Genomic DNA, 16855 nt, shown 5'->3' on the forward strand with positions numbered 1-16855 from the left:
GGTGGAGAAGCCGGCCAGGATGATGTTCTTCAGGTCCAGCGCTTCGATCAGCTGCGCCAGGTCGTCGGCGTAGTGGTCCATGTCGTTGCCGTCCCAAGGCTGGCTCGAACGGCCGTGGCCGCGGCGGTCGTGGGTGATGACGCGGAAGCCGTTGTTGGCCAGGTGGAAGGCGGCCGATTCCCAGCTGTCGGCGTTGAGCGGCCAGCCGTGGCTCAGGATCACCGGCTGGCCGGCGCGCGGCCCCCAATCCTTGTAGTAGATCTCGACGCCGTCGCGGGTGGTGATGGTGCTGCCCGTTTTGCTGACTGCGCCACCATGAATCACCGGCGCGGCCTGTGCGTTGCCCCCGGCAAACGCGGCCAGCGGCACGGCCACAGCGGCGACTGCGGCGCCGGCGCCACCGAAGATGGCGGAGCGGCGGGATGGGTTCACTGCTTGGTCTTGGGTATTTTTGCTCATGATGGACTCCATTTTAATTAGTTAGCGATTTAATAGGAAACTACATTTGTACATGATTACTGGTGTTTATTGTGCTGCCCACGTGCTCAATATATATCGCACGCTATTCAATAGCAAGCTATTTTAATCAATTCTTTTACAGCAACTTCTTCCTTTTAGTCGATACTTGGCTACAAGGGCCTGTGCTACAGTTCTTTGCACGTTTGGCCTTGCGATGGGTTGAATCTTAGGCCAGCCGGGGCGTTTGCGGAACAGACAGCCCTGCAAGCCGGCTTTGCAAAAATGCAGACCTCCCCCACGAAACGACATCCTCCATGCCCTCAAATACCGACTTCGACTGGAACGACATCCCGCTGATCCTGGCGCTGGCCCGCAGCGGCAGCATGAGCGCCACCGGCCGCCAGCTGGGCGTGGACGCCTCGACCATCAGCCGCCGCATCGCCGCCGCCGAAAAGTCGCTGAAGCTGCGCCTGTTCATCCGTGACAACACCGGCTACCAGCTGACCGACGCCGGCCAGGTCTTCGTCCAGCACGGCGAAGCGGTGTACGGCAACGTCCAGAGCATGTTGCAAGCCTCGTCGCAGGAGGCCGACGCCACCGCCGGCCCGGTCAACATCACCTCCATCGACTTCCTGTTCGACTACTGGCTGCTGGAACACGTTCCCGCGCTGCACGCCCAGCATCCGCAGCTGCAACTGACGCTGCAGGCGGAAAACCAGAACCTGTCCTTCACCCGCCGCGAGGCCGATTTCGCCCTGCGCCTGGGCAAGCCGGGCGAGGACGCGGCGCTGGTGATGCGCAAGCTGGGCGACCTGGGCTTCGCCGTCTACGGCCACGCCCGCTTCGCCGACACGCCGCGCGCCTGCTGGGGCACCCAGCCCTGGATCGCCTACGACGACGCGCTGGCCGCCACCGGCGAAATGCGCTGGCTGGCGCAGATGGACCCGCAGCCGCGCATCGCACTCAAGGTGAACAGCCTGAGCACGATGGTGCGCGCCTGCCGCGCCGGCGTCGGCATGGCGCTGCTGCCCTGCATCATGGGGCAGCAGGAGGGGCTGGTGCGCATCGGCGGCGGCGTCGAGGTACAGCGCGACATCTGGCTGCTCAGCCATCGCGACGCCGGCTCCATCGCCCGCTTCAAGACCGTCTCCACCTGGCTGTCGCAGCTCTACGCCGGCAGCCAGGACCTGTTGTGCGGCGCGGTTTCACACCGTTAATCCGCATTCTGACCCCTCGTTTTTGCAGTTCGTCACATCCCGGTGGATGTACAGGGGGCCCTTGTCTATAGTTCACTCAACGCAAGACAAAACGCAGTGAACCACACAACCCAAGGAGCTCAAAATGAACATCGCTAAAAACATGGAAGCCATCTTCGTAGCCGCAATCGTCGTCGCCAGCGCTACCTCGTTCGCCACCGCCGCCGTACCGGCAATGCACAGCGCCGCCCCAGTGGCAGCAGTCGCCGCCAAGGCCGACACCGCGAAGATGCAAGTGGTGACCGTCAGCGCCAAGCGCCTGACCGCCGCTGAAAAAGCCGCACTGTAATCGCGCGCTGTCATCGATATCTAACTCACGCTGAACGACGGAGCGCATGATGAAAAAATATCTGAAGGCTGCGATGCTGGCCACGGTCCTCAGCAGCGGCGCCAGCGCCGCGCTGGCCGCCGATGTGATCAGCGAAAACCGCAGCGTCGATGCGCGCGCCGTCAACATCGATCTTGATGGCGTCATCAGCCTCAAGATAAAGCAAGGTCCAGTCGCGTCGCTGACTCTACACGGAGAGGCTGACGCGCTGAAAAAAGTGACGGTGGAGCAGACGGGCGATACCCTGCACATCGGCACCAGCAAGACCCGCGGCTTCAACTTCGGCTTCGGAAGAAAGCAAGACCTGCGGGCGGAACTGACGCTGCCGAATCTGCGCCAAGTGGTGTCGAGCGGCGTCGGTTCCACCGAAGTGAACGGCTTCAGCGGCGACAACCTGCGCCTGGCGCTGGACGGCGCCGGCTCGGTCAAGGTCAACGCCCAGTACCGCAACGTCGATGTGAAGCTGGGCGGCGTCGGCAGCATGACCGTCAACGCCGGCAACAGCGACAACGTCGACCTGAATTTGCGCGGCACCGGCCACATCGAAATCACCGGCCAGACCAAGCAGCTGCACGCCAGCCTTGGCGGCGTCGGCGGGCTCGATGCGGAGCAGCTGCGCGCCGACACGGTGGAAGTCAATATGTCGGGACTGGGGAGCGCGTCGGTGTACGCGAAGACCAGCGCGAATATGAAGTTATCGGGCATGGGTTCGGCCAAGGTGTACGGCAACCCGGCCAATCGTAGCGCCAGCGCCCGCGGCATGGGCAGCATCAGCTGGCAATAAGGAATGCGGTAGTCCGCAGCAGGAAACACATGGGTGTGTTTTTACCGTCCGCGAGGCTCACTCCTCCCGGACGGTTTTTTTTATGGCGTCGCGTCCCAGCACGATGCGCATGTCGGCGTAGACCGGCTTGCCGTCTTGCGCTTGCAGCGGCAGGCCCAGTCGCTGCGCCAGCGTCTGCGCCAGCAGCCGCCGGTCGCGCCGGTATTCGATGCGGCTGACCGGCACCACGAACGGCTTCACATTGGTCAGGCGCGTGGCCTTGATGCCTTCCGCGTCCAGCGTGCGCGCCAGCCGCGCGGCGGCGCCGGCAACGCCGTTGCCGTTGCTGATTTCCAGCTTGACGCCTTGCGCCACAGGCGCCGCTTCAACGCTGGCGTCCACGCGCAGCACTTCCACCAGCGCCGCGCCGATCTTCCTCACTTCCGTGCGCGGCATCGCGGCCTCGACGACGGCCCTGGCCTGCGCCGCGCCTCCCTTCAACAGCGCGTAGTCGCGCCGCACGTCATGCGCGCGCAGCGTGGCGGCTTGCCTGAACATGGTCGCCGCCCGTGCGCGTTCTCCGCCCGCCTCCAGCGCCGCGCCCAGCTGCTCCCAGCGCGAGGCGTCGGTCGGCTCCAGCAGGCAGGCTTGTTCCAGCGCGGTGACGGCGCTGGCTGGCGGCTCCGTCACCGGCGCGAGCGCCGGGGCCATGCCGCCGCACGCCATCAGCAAAGCGCCGGTGCATGCGGCGCCCAGTGTACGTTTCATCATCGCCTCCTATTTTCCCAGTATGCTCGGCAGCATGCGGTAAATCTGTATGCCGGCGGGGCCGATCAGCACCAGCATCAAGGTCGGAAAAATGCAGAAGATCAGCGGGAACAGCAGCTTCAAGGCGATCTTGGCGGCGGCTTCCTCGGCGATCATGCTGCGCTTGGCGCGCAGATTGTCCGAGTGCACCCGCAGGGATTCGCCCATGCTGGTGCCGAAGCGTTCCGACTGTATCAGCATCGCCACCAGCGTGTCGACGTCGTCGACGCCGCTGCGCAAGGCCAGGTTGCGCAAGGCTTTCTCCTTGCTGAAGCCGGCGCGCATTTCCATCAACGCCAGTTGCAGCTCCTGCGCCAGCGCCACGCTCTTGATGTGGATCTCGCCGGCCACCTTGGCCATGGCGCGCTCCAGGCTCAGGCCCGCTTCCACGCAGACGGTCAACAGATCCAGCGCATCGGGGAAGTTCTCGAAGATATCGCGGCAGCGGCTGGCCGCCCTGCGCGACAATATGACGTTCGGCAGGTAGTAGCCGATCGCCGCCGTCATCAGCAGCAGGTAGATAAAGCCCCGGTTCAGCGTGTGCCCCAGCGCGGCGGCGCCCAGGCCCACCTGCAAAGCCGGGAGCCCCAACGCCAACAGTGTCTTGGCGGCGAAGTACAGCGACGGCGCCGACGCGCCGCGCCAGCCCGCGTTCATGAAGCGGGTGCGCAGCGGCGAACGCTCCCAGCCCTCCTCCGGCAGCGACAACCGCGAAAACGGTTGCGCCGCCTGCGCGACCTTCTCTATCCAGCCACCTTCCACCGGCGCCGACGATTCCGACTTGCCGATAAAATCGTTGAGCCGCTCGCGTATCGGCACCGATGAGAAACTGAGCAACGCCACCAGTACGACGCCCGCCACCACCGCGAACACGATAACGAGGAAACCTATCTGCCGGATGTCCATATCCCCTCCTCAAACCCGTATGCGTATGACCTTGCGCATCCAGACAACGCCGCCCGCCGCCATCGTCAGGGCGTACCACGTCAGCGTGACGCCGGCAGGATCGGTCCATAGCACCCGCACGTAAGCGGGGTTGGCCAGCATCATCAGCGCCAGCACGCCCAGCGGCAGCAGGCCCAGTATCCATGCCGACATCCGCCCTTCGGCCGACATCACGCGGACCTGCGCCAGCAGCCGCAGTCGGGCGCGTATCAGGCGGCTGATGTTGCCCAGGACTTCGGCCAGGTTGCCGCCGGACTCGCGCTGTATCAGCACCGCGATCACCAGGTAGCGCAGGTCGGTCAGCGGCACGCGCAACGCCAGGTTGTGCAGGGCTTCGTTCATCGGCACGCCGTAGTTGATCTCTTCGTAGGCGAACTTGAATTCGCCGGCGATCGGCTCCGGCATTTCCTCGCCCACCATCTGCATCACGTTGGCGAAGGAGTGGCCGGCGCGCAGCGCCCTGCCGAGAAAATCCGCGGCCTCCGGCAACTGCTCCTCCAGCTTGAGCAGGCGCGCGCGCCGCGTGCGCATCAACAAGGCCCAGGGCAGCGACAGTATCATCGCCAGCATGCCCGTCGCCGCCAGCGCGGGCAAGTCCAGCATGGCCGGCAGCAGCAGCGCCGGCGCCAGCAACGCCAGCACGCAGCCAAGGAACTGCGCCACCGACCAGCGCACGCCCGCTTGCAGCAGCAGGCGATCCAGCGCAGCGAGGTGCCTGAAGCGGCGCAGGATTTTCTCAAGCCCTGGATTGCGGCTGTAGCTGCGCTGCTTGAGGATATCGATCCGCTCTCCGCCGTGCTCTCCGCGCGCCGCCATCAACCGCAGGCGCTTGGAGATGCGCCGCGCGCCGCTGCCGTGCGCGCCCGACCACCACAGCCAGGCGCCTTCGATCATCAGGATCACGGCGGCGAACAGCAGCACCGCAAAGGCGGAGAAGATCGCATCCATGCCGCTACTCGTAGATCTTGTCGGGGTCGAACACCGAATCGGCCACCGGCACGCCGAACATGCGCAAGCGGTCGGCGAAGCGCGGCCGCACGCCGGTGGCGGAGAAGTGCCCCAGCACCTTGCCGTTCGCATCCACGCCCTTTTGCTCGTAGCGGAAGATCTCATGCATGGCGATTACATCGCCCTCCATGCCGGTGATCTCCTGCAGGCTGACCAGCTTGCGCGTGCCGTCGGTCAGCCGCGACACCTGCATCACCACCGTCACGGCGGAGCAGATCTGCTGGCGCGTGGCGCGCGGGGTCAGGTTCAAGCCGGTCATGCCGACCATGTTCTCCAGCCGCGACAAGGCGTCGCGCGGGGTGTTCGAATGGATGGTGGCCAGCGAGCCTTCGTGGCCGGTGTTCATCGCCTGCAGCATGTCCAGCGCCTCCGGCCCGCGCACCTCGCCGAGGATGATGCGGTCCGGCCGCATGCGCAGCGCGTTGCGCACCAGCGAGCGCTGATTGACCTCGCCCTTGCCTTCGATGTTGGGCGGCCGCGTCTCCAGCCGCACCACATGCGGCTGGCGCATCTGCAGCTCCGCCGCATCCTCGATGGTGACGATGCGCTCCGCCGCCGGAATGAAGCCGGACAGCACGTTCAGCATGGTGGTCTTGCCGCTGCCGGTGCCGCCGGAGATCAGGATGTTGACCTTGGCCTGGCCCAGCGCCTTCAGCACCTCCATCATCGGCGGCGTCAGGCTGCGGTAGTCGAGCAGGTTCTGCACCGTCAGCGGATTGACCGCGAAGCGCCGTATCGACAGGATAGGTCCATCGATCGCCAGCGGCGGGATGATGGCGTTCACGCGCGAGCCGTCCGGCAGCCGCGCATCGACCATCGGGCTCGATTCGTCCACGCGGCGGCCCACGCGCGAGACGATCTTCTCGATGATCTTCATCAGGTGGGCGTTGTCGTTGAAGGTCACATCGGTCAGCTCCAGCCGGCCGGCGCGCTCGACATAGACCTTGGCGCAGGTGTTGACCAGGATGTCGGACACGCCGGGATCGGCCAGCAGCGGCTCCAGCGGCCCGAAGCCCAGCATCTCGTGCTGGATGTCGAGCACCAGGCTATGCCGCTCGTGCTGATTGAGCACGATGCGCTCTTCTTCGATGATGCGCTGGACCAGCAGCGCCAGCTCGTGCTTGAACTGCTCCGGCGTCAGCCGCTTCAGGCGTTCCAGGTCGATACGGTCAAGTATCGTCTGGTGCATGCTTTTCTTCAGCTCCTGGTAGGCCGATGCCGCCAGTCCCGGCAGGCCGCCGATGATCAATCCCTGGCGGTTGTCGTCCGCCGTCGCCAGTCGTTCGCGTAAGCTCATGTCATTCTCCGCTGTGGTTGTTCCTACTCGCTCTCGTTGCGGCCGAACAGGCGGTCGAACAGGCCTTTGCTCTCGGCCACCCGGCGCGCCGTCACCAGTTCCACCAACTCGGCGAGGCTGCGCGCCACCGCGCTGCTGCGCGACAGCTGCAGCACCGGGATGCCCTGGTTGACCGAATCGGTGGCCGACAGATAGTCATTCGGCACGGTGTGCACCACCTCCGCGCCCAGCGCCTGCTCCAGGTCCATCAGGCGCAGCTTGCCGCCCTTTTCGTAGCGGTTGACGATCAGGCGGATACGCTCGCTCGGATAGCCCAGCGAACGGAAGATGTCCAGCAGGCGGCGGCCGTCGCGGATATCCGGCAACGCCAGTTGCAGCACCGGGTGGATGGTGTCGGCCTGGTCGAGCGCGCGCAGCGAGATGGCGTCGATCTGGCGGCCCACATCGAGCACGATGAAGTCGTAGTGCTGGCGCGCCACGCGCAGGATGGTGTCCATGTGCTCGGGCTTCATATCGACCGCGTGATTGGGATCGTCGGCCGCCGCCAGCACGCCGAAGTTGGACGCCACGTGCACCAGGCAGGAATCGAGGAAGGAACCGTCCATGCGGCCGATCTGCGCGCAGATGTCGGACAGCGTCATCGCCGGCTTCTGGTCCGACACATACAGCGTGGCGTCGCCGAACTGGCCATGCAGGTCAATCAGCAACACCTTCTTGTCGGCCAGCGCGGCCAGCGCGTAGCCGAAGTTGGTCGACAAGAAGGTCGCGCCGCTGCCGCCCTTGCAGGAGATGAAGGCCAGCACCTTGCCGTCGCGCACCTGGCTGACGCCGGCCGCCACTTCGATGCGGCTCATCGTTTCATGGAAGGCGCTGTGCACCAGCGGCAGCTGCAGCACCTCGCGTATACCGGCGCGCATGGCGCGGATCAGCAGGTCCTGCTGCGGCTCGCGCGTCAGCAGCATGAAGGAGGAGGATGGATACAGCTTGCTCAGGCGCTCGACCAGCTCCGCCTCGTCCGGCGCCACATCGCTGGCGTCGACGATCACCAGTTCCGGCAGCTCCGGCAGCTGGCGTTCAACCGCGTCGCGCAGGCCGTTGCGCGACGCCACCAACTGCACGGCGGGCATACGCGCCGAGCCTTGCGCGGCGACTTCGGCATGCAGCAGGCTGTCCCTGCTGATCATCAGTGCTTTCATGGTCGCTCCTCACTTGGCGCCGCTGACGCCGATGGTAAATGCCGACGGCTGCGGCGCGGGATCGCTGCTGGCCTTTTGGTAGCGCTCAAAAACCGCGTGCGCGGCGCGGCCGTCCATGCCGGCCACCGGGTCGCGGTTGCGGCCGGCGTCGGCGTCGATCACCTGCTGCGCCAGCGTGACGCGCGCGACGTCGCCGAAGTGCCGGTCCCATTGCGGCGTGGTGGGCGTCAGTGGCAAGGCGCAGGAGGCCAGCGTGCATGCCAGCGGCAGGCTAAGTAGGTATCGCATCGTCGTATCCCGTTTATTTGTGGTCGGTACTCTGGGCCGGTGGCCCTTCCATGCGCCCTTCGAGGAAGAGCTGGGCGCGGCTCGGTGTGGTGACACTGTCGGTCGGCAGCTTGTAGTCCGGCGGCAGCGGCTTGACCAGGTGCGGCGTGACGACGAACAGCAGCTCGGTGCGGTCCTGCTGGAAGTCGCTGCTGCGGAACAGCGCCCCCAGCACCGGCAGCTCGCCCAGCACCGGCAGGCCGTGGATGTTGGTGGTCTGGGTGTTGCGGATCAGGCCACCGATGGCGAAGCTCTGGCCGTCGAACAGTTCAACCGTGGTGGCGGCGCGGCGCGTGGTAATCAGCGGCAGGATGGCGCCGCCGGAGAAGCCGGCGGCCGAGATGCCGATGCCCTCGCGCGACAGCTCCGACACTTCCGGCGCCACGCGCAGGTTGATGCGGCCGCCGGCCAGCACGGTGGGCGTGAAGTGCAGGCCGATGCCGAACTCCTTTTCCTCCAGCGTGATCTTGTTGTTGTCTTGCGCGACCGGGATGAAGATCTTGCCGCCCGCCAGAAAGCTGCCTTCCTGGCCGCTGATCGCCATCACCGTCGGCTCGGCCAGGATGCGCACCAGGCCATCCTGCTTTTCGGCCGAGATGCCGGCGTGGTTGCCCGTGGCCTTGCCGCCGCTGAGCAGGCCTTTCAGGGTGCCGCTGATGAAGTTCGACGCCAGCGTGGTGCTCCAGCTGCCGCCGCCAAAGCTCAGCGACAGCCCGGTCTCCAGTTTGTCCAGCAGCGTCTTGGAGACCTCGGCGATTTTCACTTCCAGCATCACCTGCTGCGGCGCGCCGACGTTGAGGAAGTTGACGATGCGCGCGGCGCCGCCGGCCGCCGATGCCGATGCCGGTGGCGTCGCGGACGCCGCCGCGCCGACCTTGTCGACCTTGTCGCCCTTGTCGCCCTTGGCCGCCTCCAGCGCCTGCGCCGGCCGCCGCACAAACGCGGCCGCCAGCTCCAGCACGCGCGCGGCGGTCTGCGCGTCGTCGACCGTTCCGCTGAGGACCAGCGTATCGCCGGCGGCGCTGACCTGGATATCTTTTTGCGAGGGCATCAGCGCGGCCAGTGCGTTTTGCAGCGCCACCGGATCGACGCCGACCACCACCTCGATCACATTGCATACGCCGCTGCGGCCCTGCACGATCATATTGCTGCTGCCGATGTCGACGCCGACCACATACAGCGTGTCGGGCGCCACCAGCATCGCCTGCAGCACGGCTGGATTGCCGACGCTGCGCGCCTGCACCGCTTCCGGCATGCGCATCAGCGTCGACTTGCCCAGCGCGAGCGTCAAGCTGCCCGGCGTGGCGGCCTGACCGCTGCAGCGCAGGTTTCCGGTATCGCGCCCCGGCTGCGGCTGCGGCGCCTCCGGCGTGCTGGCGGGGGCGCCCGCGGCGGCCGCCATGGACCCCAGGCTGGCCATCGCCAACAACAGCGCCGTGTGTCGTAGCGTCGTCATGGGCGGCTCACAGGCATTCCTGCGTGCGCTGCGCGCCGGCGATCACGCCGACGCAGGCACGGGCACGCGGCGCGGCCTGCGCCAGCTGCGGGCGCGGCTTGGCGACGACGGCGGTCGTCTCCACCGGCGGCGCCACCGCAGGCTTGGCGATACCGAGCAAACTGGTCTTGGTCGCGCCGTCCGTCACGCCCGGACGCGGATCGACCTGGTTGCGCAACACCAGCGACAAGGTGCCGACGCTGCGCGCCAAGTCGATATTCTCGGCCTGCGCCGGCGTCACCTCCAGCGTGACGGCGTTGACCACGCGCGGCTTGGTTTCGTCGCGCCCCACTTCCTGCGCCACGGCCAGCACCAGTATCCGTTCCAGCACGATCTTGGAAATCGCGTTCTCGTTGCCGGTGGCGGCGGCCTGGGTGTTGACGATGATGTCGACAAAATTCCCCGGCAGCGCAAAGCCGGCCACGCCCACCACGTCATTGACGCGCACCGTGATGGCCCGCTTGCCCTCCGAGATCAGCGCCGACAAGCCGCCCAGCGTGCCGGCTGGCGCCAGCTTGGCCTCGCTCAAAGGCTCGTCGCGCAGCACGCTGGTTTTCAGCACGCGGCCCACCAGCTTGGAACCGTCGCGGATGGCGCCGCGCGGCAGGCTGTCGGCCGGCCAGTCGATCGCCTTCAGCATTTCCGGCGTCAGCCGCTGGCCCAGGTTCACATCGGTGGCGGCGACAATGATCTTGTTGGCCGACGTCGGCGTCTGGCGCAGCAGCCAGCGCGAGGCCAGCACCACCGCCACCAGTCCCAGTACGATGGCCAGCGCCATCATCATCAGTGCGCGGCGGTTGTTCATGCTATGCGCCGCTGCAGTTGGTCGATGGCGTCGGCCGGCGCCGCAACGCCGGTAGCGAACATGCTGATCCAGGCTTGCTCCAGCGTCTCCACGCTGATGCGCGCTGGCTCGCCGAGGAAGCCGGCGAAATCATTGATGCGGCCGATGATCTCGCGCGGGTAGCAGGCCAGCAGCGACAGGCCGCTACCCGCATGCAGCTCTTCGATCAGGTAGCGCAACGCCGCCTCGTCGAGCGCCACGCCGGCGGCTACGCACTGTTGGCGAAACAAGGTGCGGTAGTTGGCCACATCCAGCGGCCCGACCGGAATCTTGTAACCAACCCGGCGCAACGCCGGCGCGTCCAGCAGCGCCTCCGGCGCCAGGCTGGTGGCGAACACCAGCTGCATGCGGCATGGCACGCTGAAGTGATAACCGCCGGCCAGCGCCAGCTGGCTGCGTTCCAGTTCCCGCGCCTGCGAGAAGCGGTTCAGCAGATCGGCGGCGGCCATGCGCTGCCGGCCCAGGTCATCGACGATCAGCAGGCCGTTGTTGGCCTTCAGCTGCGGCGGCGAGCGATAGCAGCCGCTATGGCTGTCCGCCTGCAGCTCCAGCATGTCGGCACTCAGGTCGGCGTCCAGCGCCACCACCGGCCGCGCGCACAGCACCCAGCGCGGATCGCTGCTGCGGCGTTCCTGCGCCTGCCGCAGCTGGCGCAGATGCTGCGGCGCCGGCGCGCGGTGCAGCAGCGCGTCGTAGACCTGGATGATCTCCTGCCCCACCACCAGCGCATGCGGCACCGCGATCACGCCTTGCAGCAGGGCTCCCAGCCGGCGCGCCAGCACCGACTTGCCGCTGCCCGAAGGTCCATGCAACAGCACCGTGCGGCCCGCATGCATGGCCGCGCCCAGCATGCGCTGCACGGCGGGGCTGAGGAAGTCGTCGGCGAATTCGGCCGCCAGTTCTTCGGCGCACAGCTGCGGCGCCTGGCCTGCCTGGCGTTCGACCACGGCGCGGTAGGCGTCCAGCGTCACCGGCGCCGGACCGACGTAGGGGCAGCGGTCCATCCAGGCGCTGGCGCGCAGGCGGCCGGCCGACGTCAGCTGGTACTGCACGTCGATGTCCGATTCGCCGCGCCAGGCCACTTCGACCACATGCTCGGCCACCATGAACTCCAGCGCTTCGCGCAGCACATTGATCGACAGGTGCAGCCGCGTGGTCAGCACCGGCAGGTGGATTTTCCCGGTGATGAAGATGGTCTTGGCGATCAGCTCGACGATCAGCTGTTGCGACAAGCCGCTGTCGCGCACCGTCTTGGGCTGGGCCGGCAGCAGCTCCGCGGGGTCGGCATGGAGGGCGGTGGAAGGCGATTCTACGGCGAGCATGGCGATCTCCAGCGGTGGAATTAGTTACGTTGAGGAATCAAGTCTATCGACCCACGCTTTGTGGATATTGACGCGCAGCAAATTCGTGGCTAGCAAGCGTTCAGTGATGTGCGAGTGCCACAAGCGTCATCGTGGCCAGCGCGATCGCCAGGCCGTAGGGAATGCCGCCGACGCTGGCGCCCGGCGCCAGCGGCACCGCCTGCAAGGGCATGCCCAGGCTGCGCAGCAGCAGCGGTTTGCAGATCGTCACCAGGTTGCGCCAGCCGTCGCGCCAGCGGCCGTTAAACAACAGCATCAGCAGGCCCATCAGGCCGCCGATCAGCGTGGCCAGCGCCGCCACCTTCACGGCCATCAGCGGGCCGACGAAGCTGCCGACCATGGCCATCAGCTTGACGTCGCCGGCGGCCATGCCGCGCAACAGATACAGGGGCAGGAATAAAAAAAAGCCGGCCAGGCCGCCGGCTACCCACTGCGTCAACGGCGCCCAGTGCAGGCCGCCCAGCATGTGCAGCATCAGCGCCAGCAGCAGGCCGCTGAGGATCAGCACATTCGGAATCTTGCGCAGGGCCAGGTCGGTCACGGCCGCTTGCGCAACCAGGCAGATCAAGATCACTTCGATCGGGTTCAACATGACGGTCTCTCCGACGAAAGGCTTTCCAGCCTGACTGCGGCTGGAAAGCCGGGTGGTTACGCTGAGGTGATCTTGGTCGCGATGCCGGTGAAGGCCGTGTTCAGCGCCGGGCCCAACAACGCGAAGACGGCAATGACCGCCGTCGCCATCGTCGCCGCGATCAAGCCATATTCAATGGCGGTGATCCCGTCTTCGTCGTGGGCGAACACCTTTGCAGCTGCAATAAGCGAGTTCATGATTTACTCCTAGGATTAAGTCAAAAAAAGTACCCCTGGCGCGGTTGGCGGACTATCAAATCGCCAGTGCCTTGCCATTAAGGCTTACTATACGGATCGGAGTTTTCTGAGAGTTGACGTGACGCAAGTTTTCCGTACGGCATTTATTTTGCGGGTATGATGAAAATGTGCGTGCGAAGCACACTTCACGGCTGGCTTATGTCAAACTGCATCAGTTTCCCGGCCGATAAGCTGGAAAGGGTTATCCAGCTGTCGGAAAAAGGTCGCATCCAGTTGCAAGGAATGTTTTTTTTCGCACACATGAATTGCCTTGATTGCAAAAAGCTATTATCCTGCTTAGCTGTTCTTTGGAAAGGCCCCGTGTTGCAGCTTCACTGTGCGCCTGACTATCAAAGAGATTGGCTTGATAGGCGTGAACGAAACGTGGCTAGACACAAGGTTGTGTGATTATTTTCCAGAGAAGAAAATGGATTCCCTACTGAAACACATGGTGGACATGACCGGCCACCGCGATCACACGATGCTCGACATCTCCGTGATCTCGGCGGTGCAGGAGCTTGCCCGCGCCAGCCAGGCCCGCGTACTGACGCTGGCCACAGTCAGGGGCAAGACCTTCGTGCGGCCGCGCGCCATCATCTGCGCCGGCGAAGCGGCGCGCATGGTCGATACGACGGACCTGCACAATCCCGGCGAACCCATCGAGAACTTCCCGGCCCTGGCCCAATGCATCGCCGACCACGACTCGGGCGCCGACGTCGCCAACGAGGCGGGCGAGCACACGCTGTGGCTGCCGATCTGGCTGGGCGACAAGGCCGACACCTGCCTGGAAATCGTCAACCCGACCCCGTACACCAGCGACACCATCCACGTCATCGGCGGCATCGTCAGCGTCTACCGCAACTTCCAGAACCTGCTGGACTACAGCGAACGCGATTCGCTGACAGGCCTGCTCAACCGCAAGACCTTCGACGACCAGCTGGCCAAGATGTTGGCCGCCAGCACCGAGCAGGATGCCCTCACCTTGCCGGGCGAGCCGGAGCGCCGCAGCCACCACGAGCAGGAAAAGCAGTGGCTGGCCGTGGTCGATGTCGACCATTTCAAGCACGTTAACGACCGTTTCGGCCATTTATACGGCGACGAGGTGCTGATCCTGATCGCCAACCTGCTCACCTCCTCGTTCCGCGCACAAGACCGCGTGTTCCGTTTCGGCGGCGAGGAATTCGTCGTGCTGCTGCGCTCGACCACCCTGGACAACGCCAAGAAGATCATCGACCGCTTCCGCATGAACGTGGCGTCGCATGATTTCCCGCAAGTGGGCAAGGTGACTGTCAGTGTGGGCTTCGTCAGCATCAGCGCGCTGGAGGCGCCGGTGATCATCCTGGGACACGCCGATCAGGCGCTGTACTACGCGAAAAGCCACGGCCGCAACCTGGCCTGCCACTACGACGAGCTGGTCGATGGCGGCATGTTGCAAGCCATCGAATCCAACGATACCGCCGAGTTCTTCTAAACCCTACTGTAAGCCGTTTCAAACTGAGCGCAGCGAGGCGCGGCGCCGAAGACAGTACGAACGTACGGCAAGGCGCCACAACGAAGCTGCGGTCAGTTTGAAATGGCTTACGCCAGGGTCAGGAAGCGCATCGGGTCTACATTCCACTTGCTGGGCGATTCGTGGCCGACGATCTTGTCGCCGCCGCCAAAGCCCAGACCGCGCGACAAATCGATGGTTTCCGGCTTGATGTAGAGATTTTTCTTGGTGTTGAAGAAAACGTTGACCTTGGGCGCCAGCAAGTTGGTCTCGTGTGGTTCAATCACCACACCCAGGCGTCCCGACTCCAGCATCACCATGGTGCCAACCGGATAGATCCCGACGCAGCGCATGAATTCCTGCGCATATTGCGGATTGAAGTGGAACTTGCTCCACTCATAGATCTTGCGCAAGGCCGCCGCCGCCGACATGCCCTTGTGATAGCAGCGGTCCGCCGTAATGGCGTCGTACACGTCGACAATCGCCGCCATCTGCGCCAATTCGCTGATGTCGTCGTTGGCCTGCTTGTTCGGATAGCCGCTGCCGTCGCGCCGTTCGTGGTGGTGCAGCGTGATGTCCAGCGGAATCGGCCCGACTTCCGGCGATTGCAGCAGGATGTTGTAGCCATCCTGGGGATGGCGCTTGATGATGGCGAATTCCTCGTCCGTCAGCGGACCGGGCTTGTTCAGGATGGCGTCCGGCACCAGCGCCTTGCCGGTGTCGTGCAGCAAGCCGCCGAGGCCCGCCTGGTGGGTGGTTTCGGCATCGAACCCGCGCGAACGGCAAAATGCAACCAGCAGCGTACAGACGCTAACTGAATGCAAAAAGGTGTAATCGTCTTTGTTCTTGATGCGCAGCAAACCGACCAGCGCACCCGGATTGCGCAAGATGGATTCGGTGATATTCTGCACTACCGGCTGGACTTGATCGAGCTCGATGGCCTTGCCCAGGCGCGCATCCTGCATCACGGTGCGTACCAGCGTCGACGCCTGATGGCGGATCTGCACCGCGCGCTTCATCTCCTCGCCCAGCGATACGCGGGTGATGACCGGCGCCTTGGCGACGATTTCGACGATTTCGCGTTCGGTGGCGGCCTGCGCCTCGTCCAGCGTCGGTGCGTCCTGCACGTCAAGTCCCTTGCCGCTGTCTATGACAACGTCGTGGATGCCGGCGTTGATGATCTTGCGGATTTCATCTTCGCTGGAGATCAGGAAGCGGTTGCGGACGAATGGATGGGTCATCCAGTCGCAGCTCAGGTCATGAATGTACATGCCCACTTTTAGCTGCGAAGAGTCGACTTTCTTTAACATACTGGTACCCACTTTTCAAAGGCTGGAAGCAGCGGAAAGCGCTGATGCCAGTATAGCAAATAGTTTCCCATCAGGATTAGATTTACAGGTGCTACCATTTGTTTGTCTAGGTTAACACTACTCCCAAAACCCATGGAATTACGCCAACTTCGTTACTTTGTAGCCATAGCAGACCACGGTTCGCTGTCACGGGCGGCCTTGGTGCTGCATGTTGCGCAACCGGCACTAACGCAACAGTTAAGGCAACTGGAGGAAGAGTTGGGCGTGCAACTGCTGCACCGCTCGGCACAAGGCGTGCTCAGCACGGATGCCGGCAAGATCTTCTACGAACATGCGCAAGCCATCCTCAAGCAGGTGGCCGACGCCCGTTCGGCCGTGGCGCAGTCGGCCGAACGCCCCAGCGGCGCCGTCACGCTGGGGCTGCCGCACAGCATTTCCGGCGCACTGGCGCTGCCGCTGCTGACGGCAACGCGCGCCCAATATCCCGAAATCACCCTGCAACTGACGGAAGAGCTGACAGGCAACCTGAGCGAGCAGCTCAAGTCCGGCCGTGTCAACCTGGCGGTGCTGTTCGACGACGGCCAGCTGGCGCAGTTCGCCACCACGCCGCTGGTGGAAGAGGAGTTGCGCTTCATCTGTCGTGCCGATGCCACGTACGCGCAAGGTGAGCAGGCACTCACATTGACGCAAACGCTGAAAACCACGCTGATCCTGCCCGGTCTGCAGCACGGCGTGCGCCCGCGCATCGAAAGCGTGGCGCGCGAGGCCGGACTGACGCTGGGCAACGTCATCGAAATCAATTCCATCGCCATTCTCAAGTCCGCCATCCTGGCCGACATGGGCGCCACCATCTTGCCGTCGGCGCCTGTCCTGGACGAGCTGGAGCGCGGCGCGATGCGCTCCCACCGCATCCACAGCCCGTCGATTTCGCGCACGGTGGTGTTGTGCGCCTCCAAGAATATTCCGCTGACCAACGCCGCGGCGGCGGTCAGCCGGCTGGTGCAACAAGTGAGCGCGCAGTTGTGCGCCGGCGACACCTGGCCGGGCGCGACCGCCATCGCCTAAGTACATCACCCAGGCCATCACTTTTTCTTATACCCCCA

General features: G+C 64.8%; 18 protein-coding genes. 5 read left to right on the top strand and 13 right to left on the bottom strand.

Annotation, left to right across the window (positions count from 1 at the left end; all coding sequences use genetic code 11):
* Positions 1-459: alpha/beta fold hydrolase (locus RUGAMON1_RS30995; protein WP_445234120.1), on the bottom strand; the 459-nt coding region annotated here is incomplete at its 3' end.
* A gap of 314 nt (positions 460-773) precedes the next feature.
* Between RUGAMON1_RS30995 and RUGAMON1_RS31000 the strand changes: the two genes are divergently transcribed.
* The 3 genes from RUGAMON1_RS31000 to RUGAMON1_RS31010 all read left to right on the top strand — a co-directional run bounded on the left by RUGAMON1_RS31000 (position 774) and on the right by RUGAMON1_RS31010 (position 2827).
* Positions 774-1676 (top strand): LysR family transcriptional regulator, encoded by a 903-nt coding sequence (locus tag RUGAMON1_RS31000; protein WP_445234121.1) that lies wholly within the window; start codon positions 774-776, stop codon positions 1674-1676.
* Positions 1677-1800: 124 nt separating this feature from the next.
* Complete coding sequence (locus tag RUGAMON1_RS31005) at positions 1801-2004, top strand: hypothetical protein (RefSeq protein WP_445234122.1); 204 nt, start codon at positions 1801-1803, stop codon at positions 2002-2004.
* Positions 2005-2050: 46 nt separating this feature from the next.
* Positions 2051-2827, top strand: a complete 777-nt coding sequence (locus tag RUGAMON1_RS31010; protein WP_445234123.1) for a GIN domain-containing protein — start codon at positions 2051-2053, stop codon at positions 2825-2827.
* Positions 2828-2884: 57 nt separating this feature from the next.
* On the opposite strand, the gene RUGAMON1_RS31015 is transcribed toward RUGAMON1_RS31010, so the two are convergent.
* The 11 genes from RUGAMON1_RS31015 to RUGAMON1_RS31065 all read right to left on the bottom strand — a co-directional run bounded on the left by RUGAMON1_RS31015 (position 2885) and on the right by RUGAMON1_RS31065 (position 12914).
* A complete protein-coding gene (locus tag RUGAMON1_RS31015; protein WP_445234124.1) occupies positions 2885-3577 on the bottom strand; it encodes a LytR C-terminal domain-containing protein in 693 nt (230 codons plus the stop codon).
* A 6-nt stretch (positions 3578-3583) separates the two neighbouring features.
* Positions 3584-4519: a type II secretion system F family protein gene (locus tag RUGAMON1_RS31020; protein WP_445234125.1), complete on the bottom strand. Its 936-nt coding sequence runs from the start codon at positions 4517-4519 to the stop codon at positions 3584-3586.
* 9 nt (positions 4520-4528) lie between these two features.
* Positions 4529-5506, bottom strand: a complete 978-nt coding sequence (locus RUGAMON1_RS31025; RefSeq protein ID WP_445234126.1) for a type II secretion system F family protein — start codon at positions 5504-5506, stop codon at positions 4529-4531.
* Positions 5507-5510: 4 nt separating this feature from the next.
* Positions 5511-6863 carry a TadA family conjugal transfer-associated ATPase gene (locus tag RUGAMON1_RS31030; protein WP_445234127.1) on the bottom strand — a complete coding sequence of 451 codons (1353 nt, stop codon included), beginning with the start codon at positions 6861-6863 and terminating at the stop codon, positions 5511-5513.
* Positions 6864-6886: 23 nt separating this feature from the next.
* Positions 6887-8059: a CpaE/TadZ family protein gene (locus RUGAMON1_RS31035; protein WP_445234128.1), complete on the bottom strand. Its 1173-nt coding sequence runs from the start codon at positions 8057-8059 to the stop codon at positions 6887-6889.
* Between the two features lie 9 nt (positions 8060-8068).
* Positions 8069-8347 (bottom strand): hypothetical protein, encoded by a 279-nt coding sequence (locus RUGAMON1_RS31040; protein WP_445234129.1) that lies wholly within the window; start codon positions 8345-8347, stop codon positions 8069-8071.
* Between the two features lie 13 nt (positions 8348-8360).
* Positions 8361-9842 carry a type II and III secretion system protein family protein gene (locus RUGAMON1_RS31045; RefSeq protein WP_445234130.1) on the bottom strand — a complete coding sequence of 494 codons (1482 nt, stop codon included), beginning with the start codon at positions 9840-9842 and terminating at the stop codon, positions 8361-8363.
* Positions 9843-9849: 7 nt separating this feature from the next.
* Entirely contained in the window at positions 9850-10686 is an 837-nt protein-coding gene (cpaB, locus tag RUGAMON1_RS31050; protein WP_445234131.1) for a Flp pilus assembly protein CpaB, read from the bottom strand.
* The gene (locus tag RUGAMON1_RS31055; protein ID WP_445234132.1) at positions 10683-12047 is read right to left on the bottom strand and encodes a DUF8689 domain-containing protein; all 1365 of its coding nucleotides are present in this window, start codon (positions 12045-12047) and stop codon (positions 10683-10685) included. Before RUGAMON1_RS31055 ends, cpaB begins: the two co-directional genes overlap by 4 nt.
* 100 nt (positions 12048-12147) lie before the next feature.
* The gene (locus RUGAMON1_RS31060) at positions 12148-12678 is read right to left on the bottom strand and encodes a prepilin peptidase (RefSeq protein WP_445234133.1); all 531 of its coding nucleotides are present in this window, start codon (positions 12676-12678) and stop codon (positions 12148-12150) included.
* A 56-nt stretch (positions 12679-12734) separates the two neighbouring features.
* Positions 12735-12914 carry a Flp family type IVb pilin gene (locus RUGAMON1_RS31065; protein ID WP_445234134.1) on the bottom strand — a complete coding sequence of 60 codons (180 nt, stop codon included), beginning with the start codon at positions 12912-12914 and terminating at the stop codon, positions 12735-12737.
* 466 nt (positions 12915-13380) lie between these two features.
* On the opposite strand from RUGAMON1_RS31065, the gene RUGAMON1_RS31070 reads away from it, so the two are divergent.
* Positions 13381-14424, top strand: coding sequence for a GGDEF domain-containing protein (locus tag RUGAMON1_RS31070; protein ID WP_445234135.1), 1044 nt, complete (start codon positions 13381-13383; stop codon positions 14422-14424).
* Between the two features lie 107 nt (positions 14425-14531).
* On the opposite strand, the gene RUGAMON1_RS31075 is transcribed toward RUGAMON1_RS31070, so the two are convergent.
* Positions 14532-15752: an HD-GYP domain-containing protein gene (locus tag RUGAMON1_RS31075; protein ID WP_445234136.1), complete on the bottom strand. Its 1221-nt coding sequence runs from the start codon at positions 15750-15752 to the stop codon at positions 14532-14534.
* Between the two features lie 132 nt (positions 15753-15884).
* On the opposite strand from RUGAMON1_RS31075, the gene RUGAMON1_RS31080 reads away from it, so the two are divergent.
* Positions 15885-16817, top strand: coding sequence for a LysR substrate-binding domain-containing protein (locus RUGAMON1_RS31080; RefSeq protein ID WP_445234137.1), 933 nt, complete (start codon positions 15885-15887; stop codon positions 16815-16817).
* Positions 16818-16855 lie beyond the last annotated feature (38 nt).

Source organism: Duganella rhizosphaerae, assembly GCF_040364205.1.
Lineage (GTDB): Bacteria > Pseudomonadota > Gammaproteobacteria > Burkholderiales > Burkholderiaceae_D > Rugamonas > Rugamonas rhizosphaerae.

Excerpts from the sequence above, each read along its gene's own strand:
- RUGAMON1_RS31040 (WP_445234129.1), bottom strand. The coding sequence starts at position 8,347 with ATGCGATACCTACTTAGCCTGCCGCTGGCATGCACGCTGGCCTCCTGC.
- cpaB (WP_445234131.1), bottom strand. The coding sequence starts at position 10,686 with ATGAACAACCGCCGCGCACTGATGATGATGGCGCTGGCCATCGTACTG.
- RUGAMON1_RS31020 (WP_445234125.1), bottom strand. The coding sequence starts at position 4,519 with ATGGACATCCGGCAGATAGGTTTCCTCGTTATCGTGTTCGCGGTGGTG.
- RUGAMON1_RS31000 (WP_445234121.1), top strand. The coding sequence starts at position 774 with ATGCCCTCAAATACCGACTTCGACTGGAACGACATCCCGCTGATCCTG.
- RUGAMON1_RS31060 (WP_445234133.1), bottom strand. The coding sequence starts at position 12,678 with ATGTTGAACCCGATCGAAGTGATCTTGATCTGCCTGGTTGCGCAAGCG.
- RUGAMON1_RS31075 (WP_445234136.1), bottom strand. The coding sequence starts at position 15,752 with ATGTTAAAGAAAGTCGACTCTTCGCAGCTAAAAGTGGGCATGTACATT.
- RUGAMON1_RS31030 (WP_445234127.1), bottom strand. The coding sequence starts at position 6,863 with ATGAGCTTACGCGAACGACTGGCGACGGCGGACGACAACCGCCAGGGA.
- RUGAMON1_RS31065 (WP_445234134.1), bottom strand. The coding sequence starts at position 12,914 with ATGAACTCGCTTATTGCAGCTGCAAAGGTGTTCGCCCACGACGAAGAC.
- RUGAMON1_RS31025 (WP_445234126.1), bottom strand. The coding sequence starts at position 5,506 with ATGGATGCGATCTTCTCCGCCTTTGCGGTGCTGCTGTTCGCCGCCGTG.
- RUGAMON1_RS31035 (WP_445234128.1), bottom strand. The coding sequence starts at position 8,059 with ATGAAAGCACTGATGATCAGCAGGGACAGCCTGCTGCATGCCGAAGTC.
- RUGAMON1_RS31010 (WP_445234123.1), top strand. The coding sequence starts at position 2,051 with ATGATGAAAAAATATCTGAAGGCTGCGATGCTGGCCACGGTCCTCAGC.
- RUGAMON1_RS31080 (WP_445234137.1), top strand. The coding sequence starts at position 15,885 with ATGGAATTACGCCAACTTCGTTACTTTGTAGCCATAGCAGACCACGGT.
- RUGAMON1_RS31045 (WP_445234130.1), bottom strand. The coding sequence starts at position 9,842 with ATGACGACGCTACGACACACGGCGCTGTTGTTGGCGATGGCCAGCCTG.
- RUGAMON1_RS31055 (WP_445234132.1), bottom strand. The coding sequence starts at position 12,047 with ATGCTCGCCGTAGAATCGCCTTCCACCGCCCTCCATGCCGACCCCGCG.
- RUGAMON1_RS31070 (WP_445234135.1), top strand. The coding sequence starts at position 13,381 with ATGGATTCCCTACTGAAACACATGGTGGACATGACCGGCCACCGCGAT.
- RUGAMON1_RS31015 (WP_445234124.1), bottom strand. The coding sequence starts at position 3,577 with ATGATGAAACGTACACTGGGCGCCGCATGCACCGGCGCTTTGCTGATG.
- RUGAMON1_RS31005 (WP_445234122.1), top strand. The coding sequence starts at position 1,801 with ATGAACATCGCTAAAAACATGGAAGCCATCTTCGTAGCCGCAATCGTC.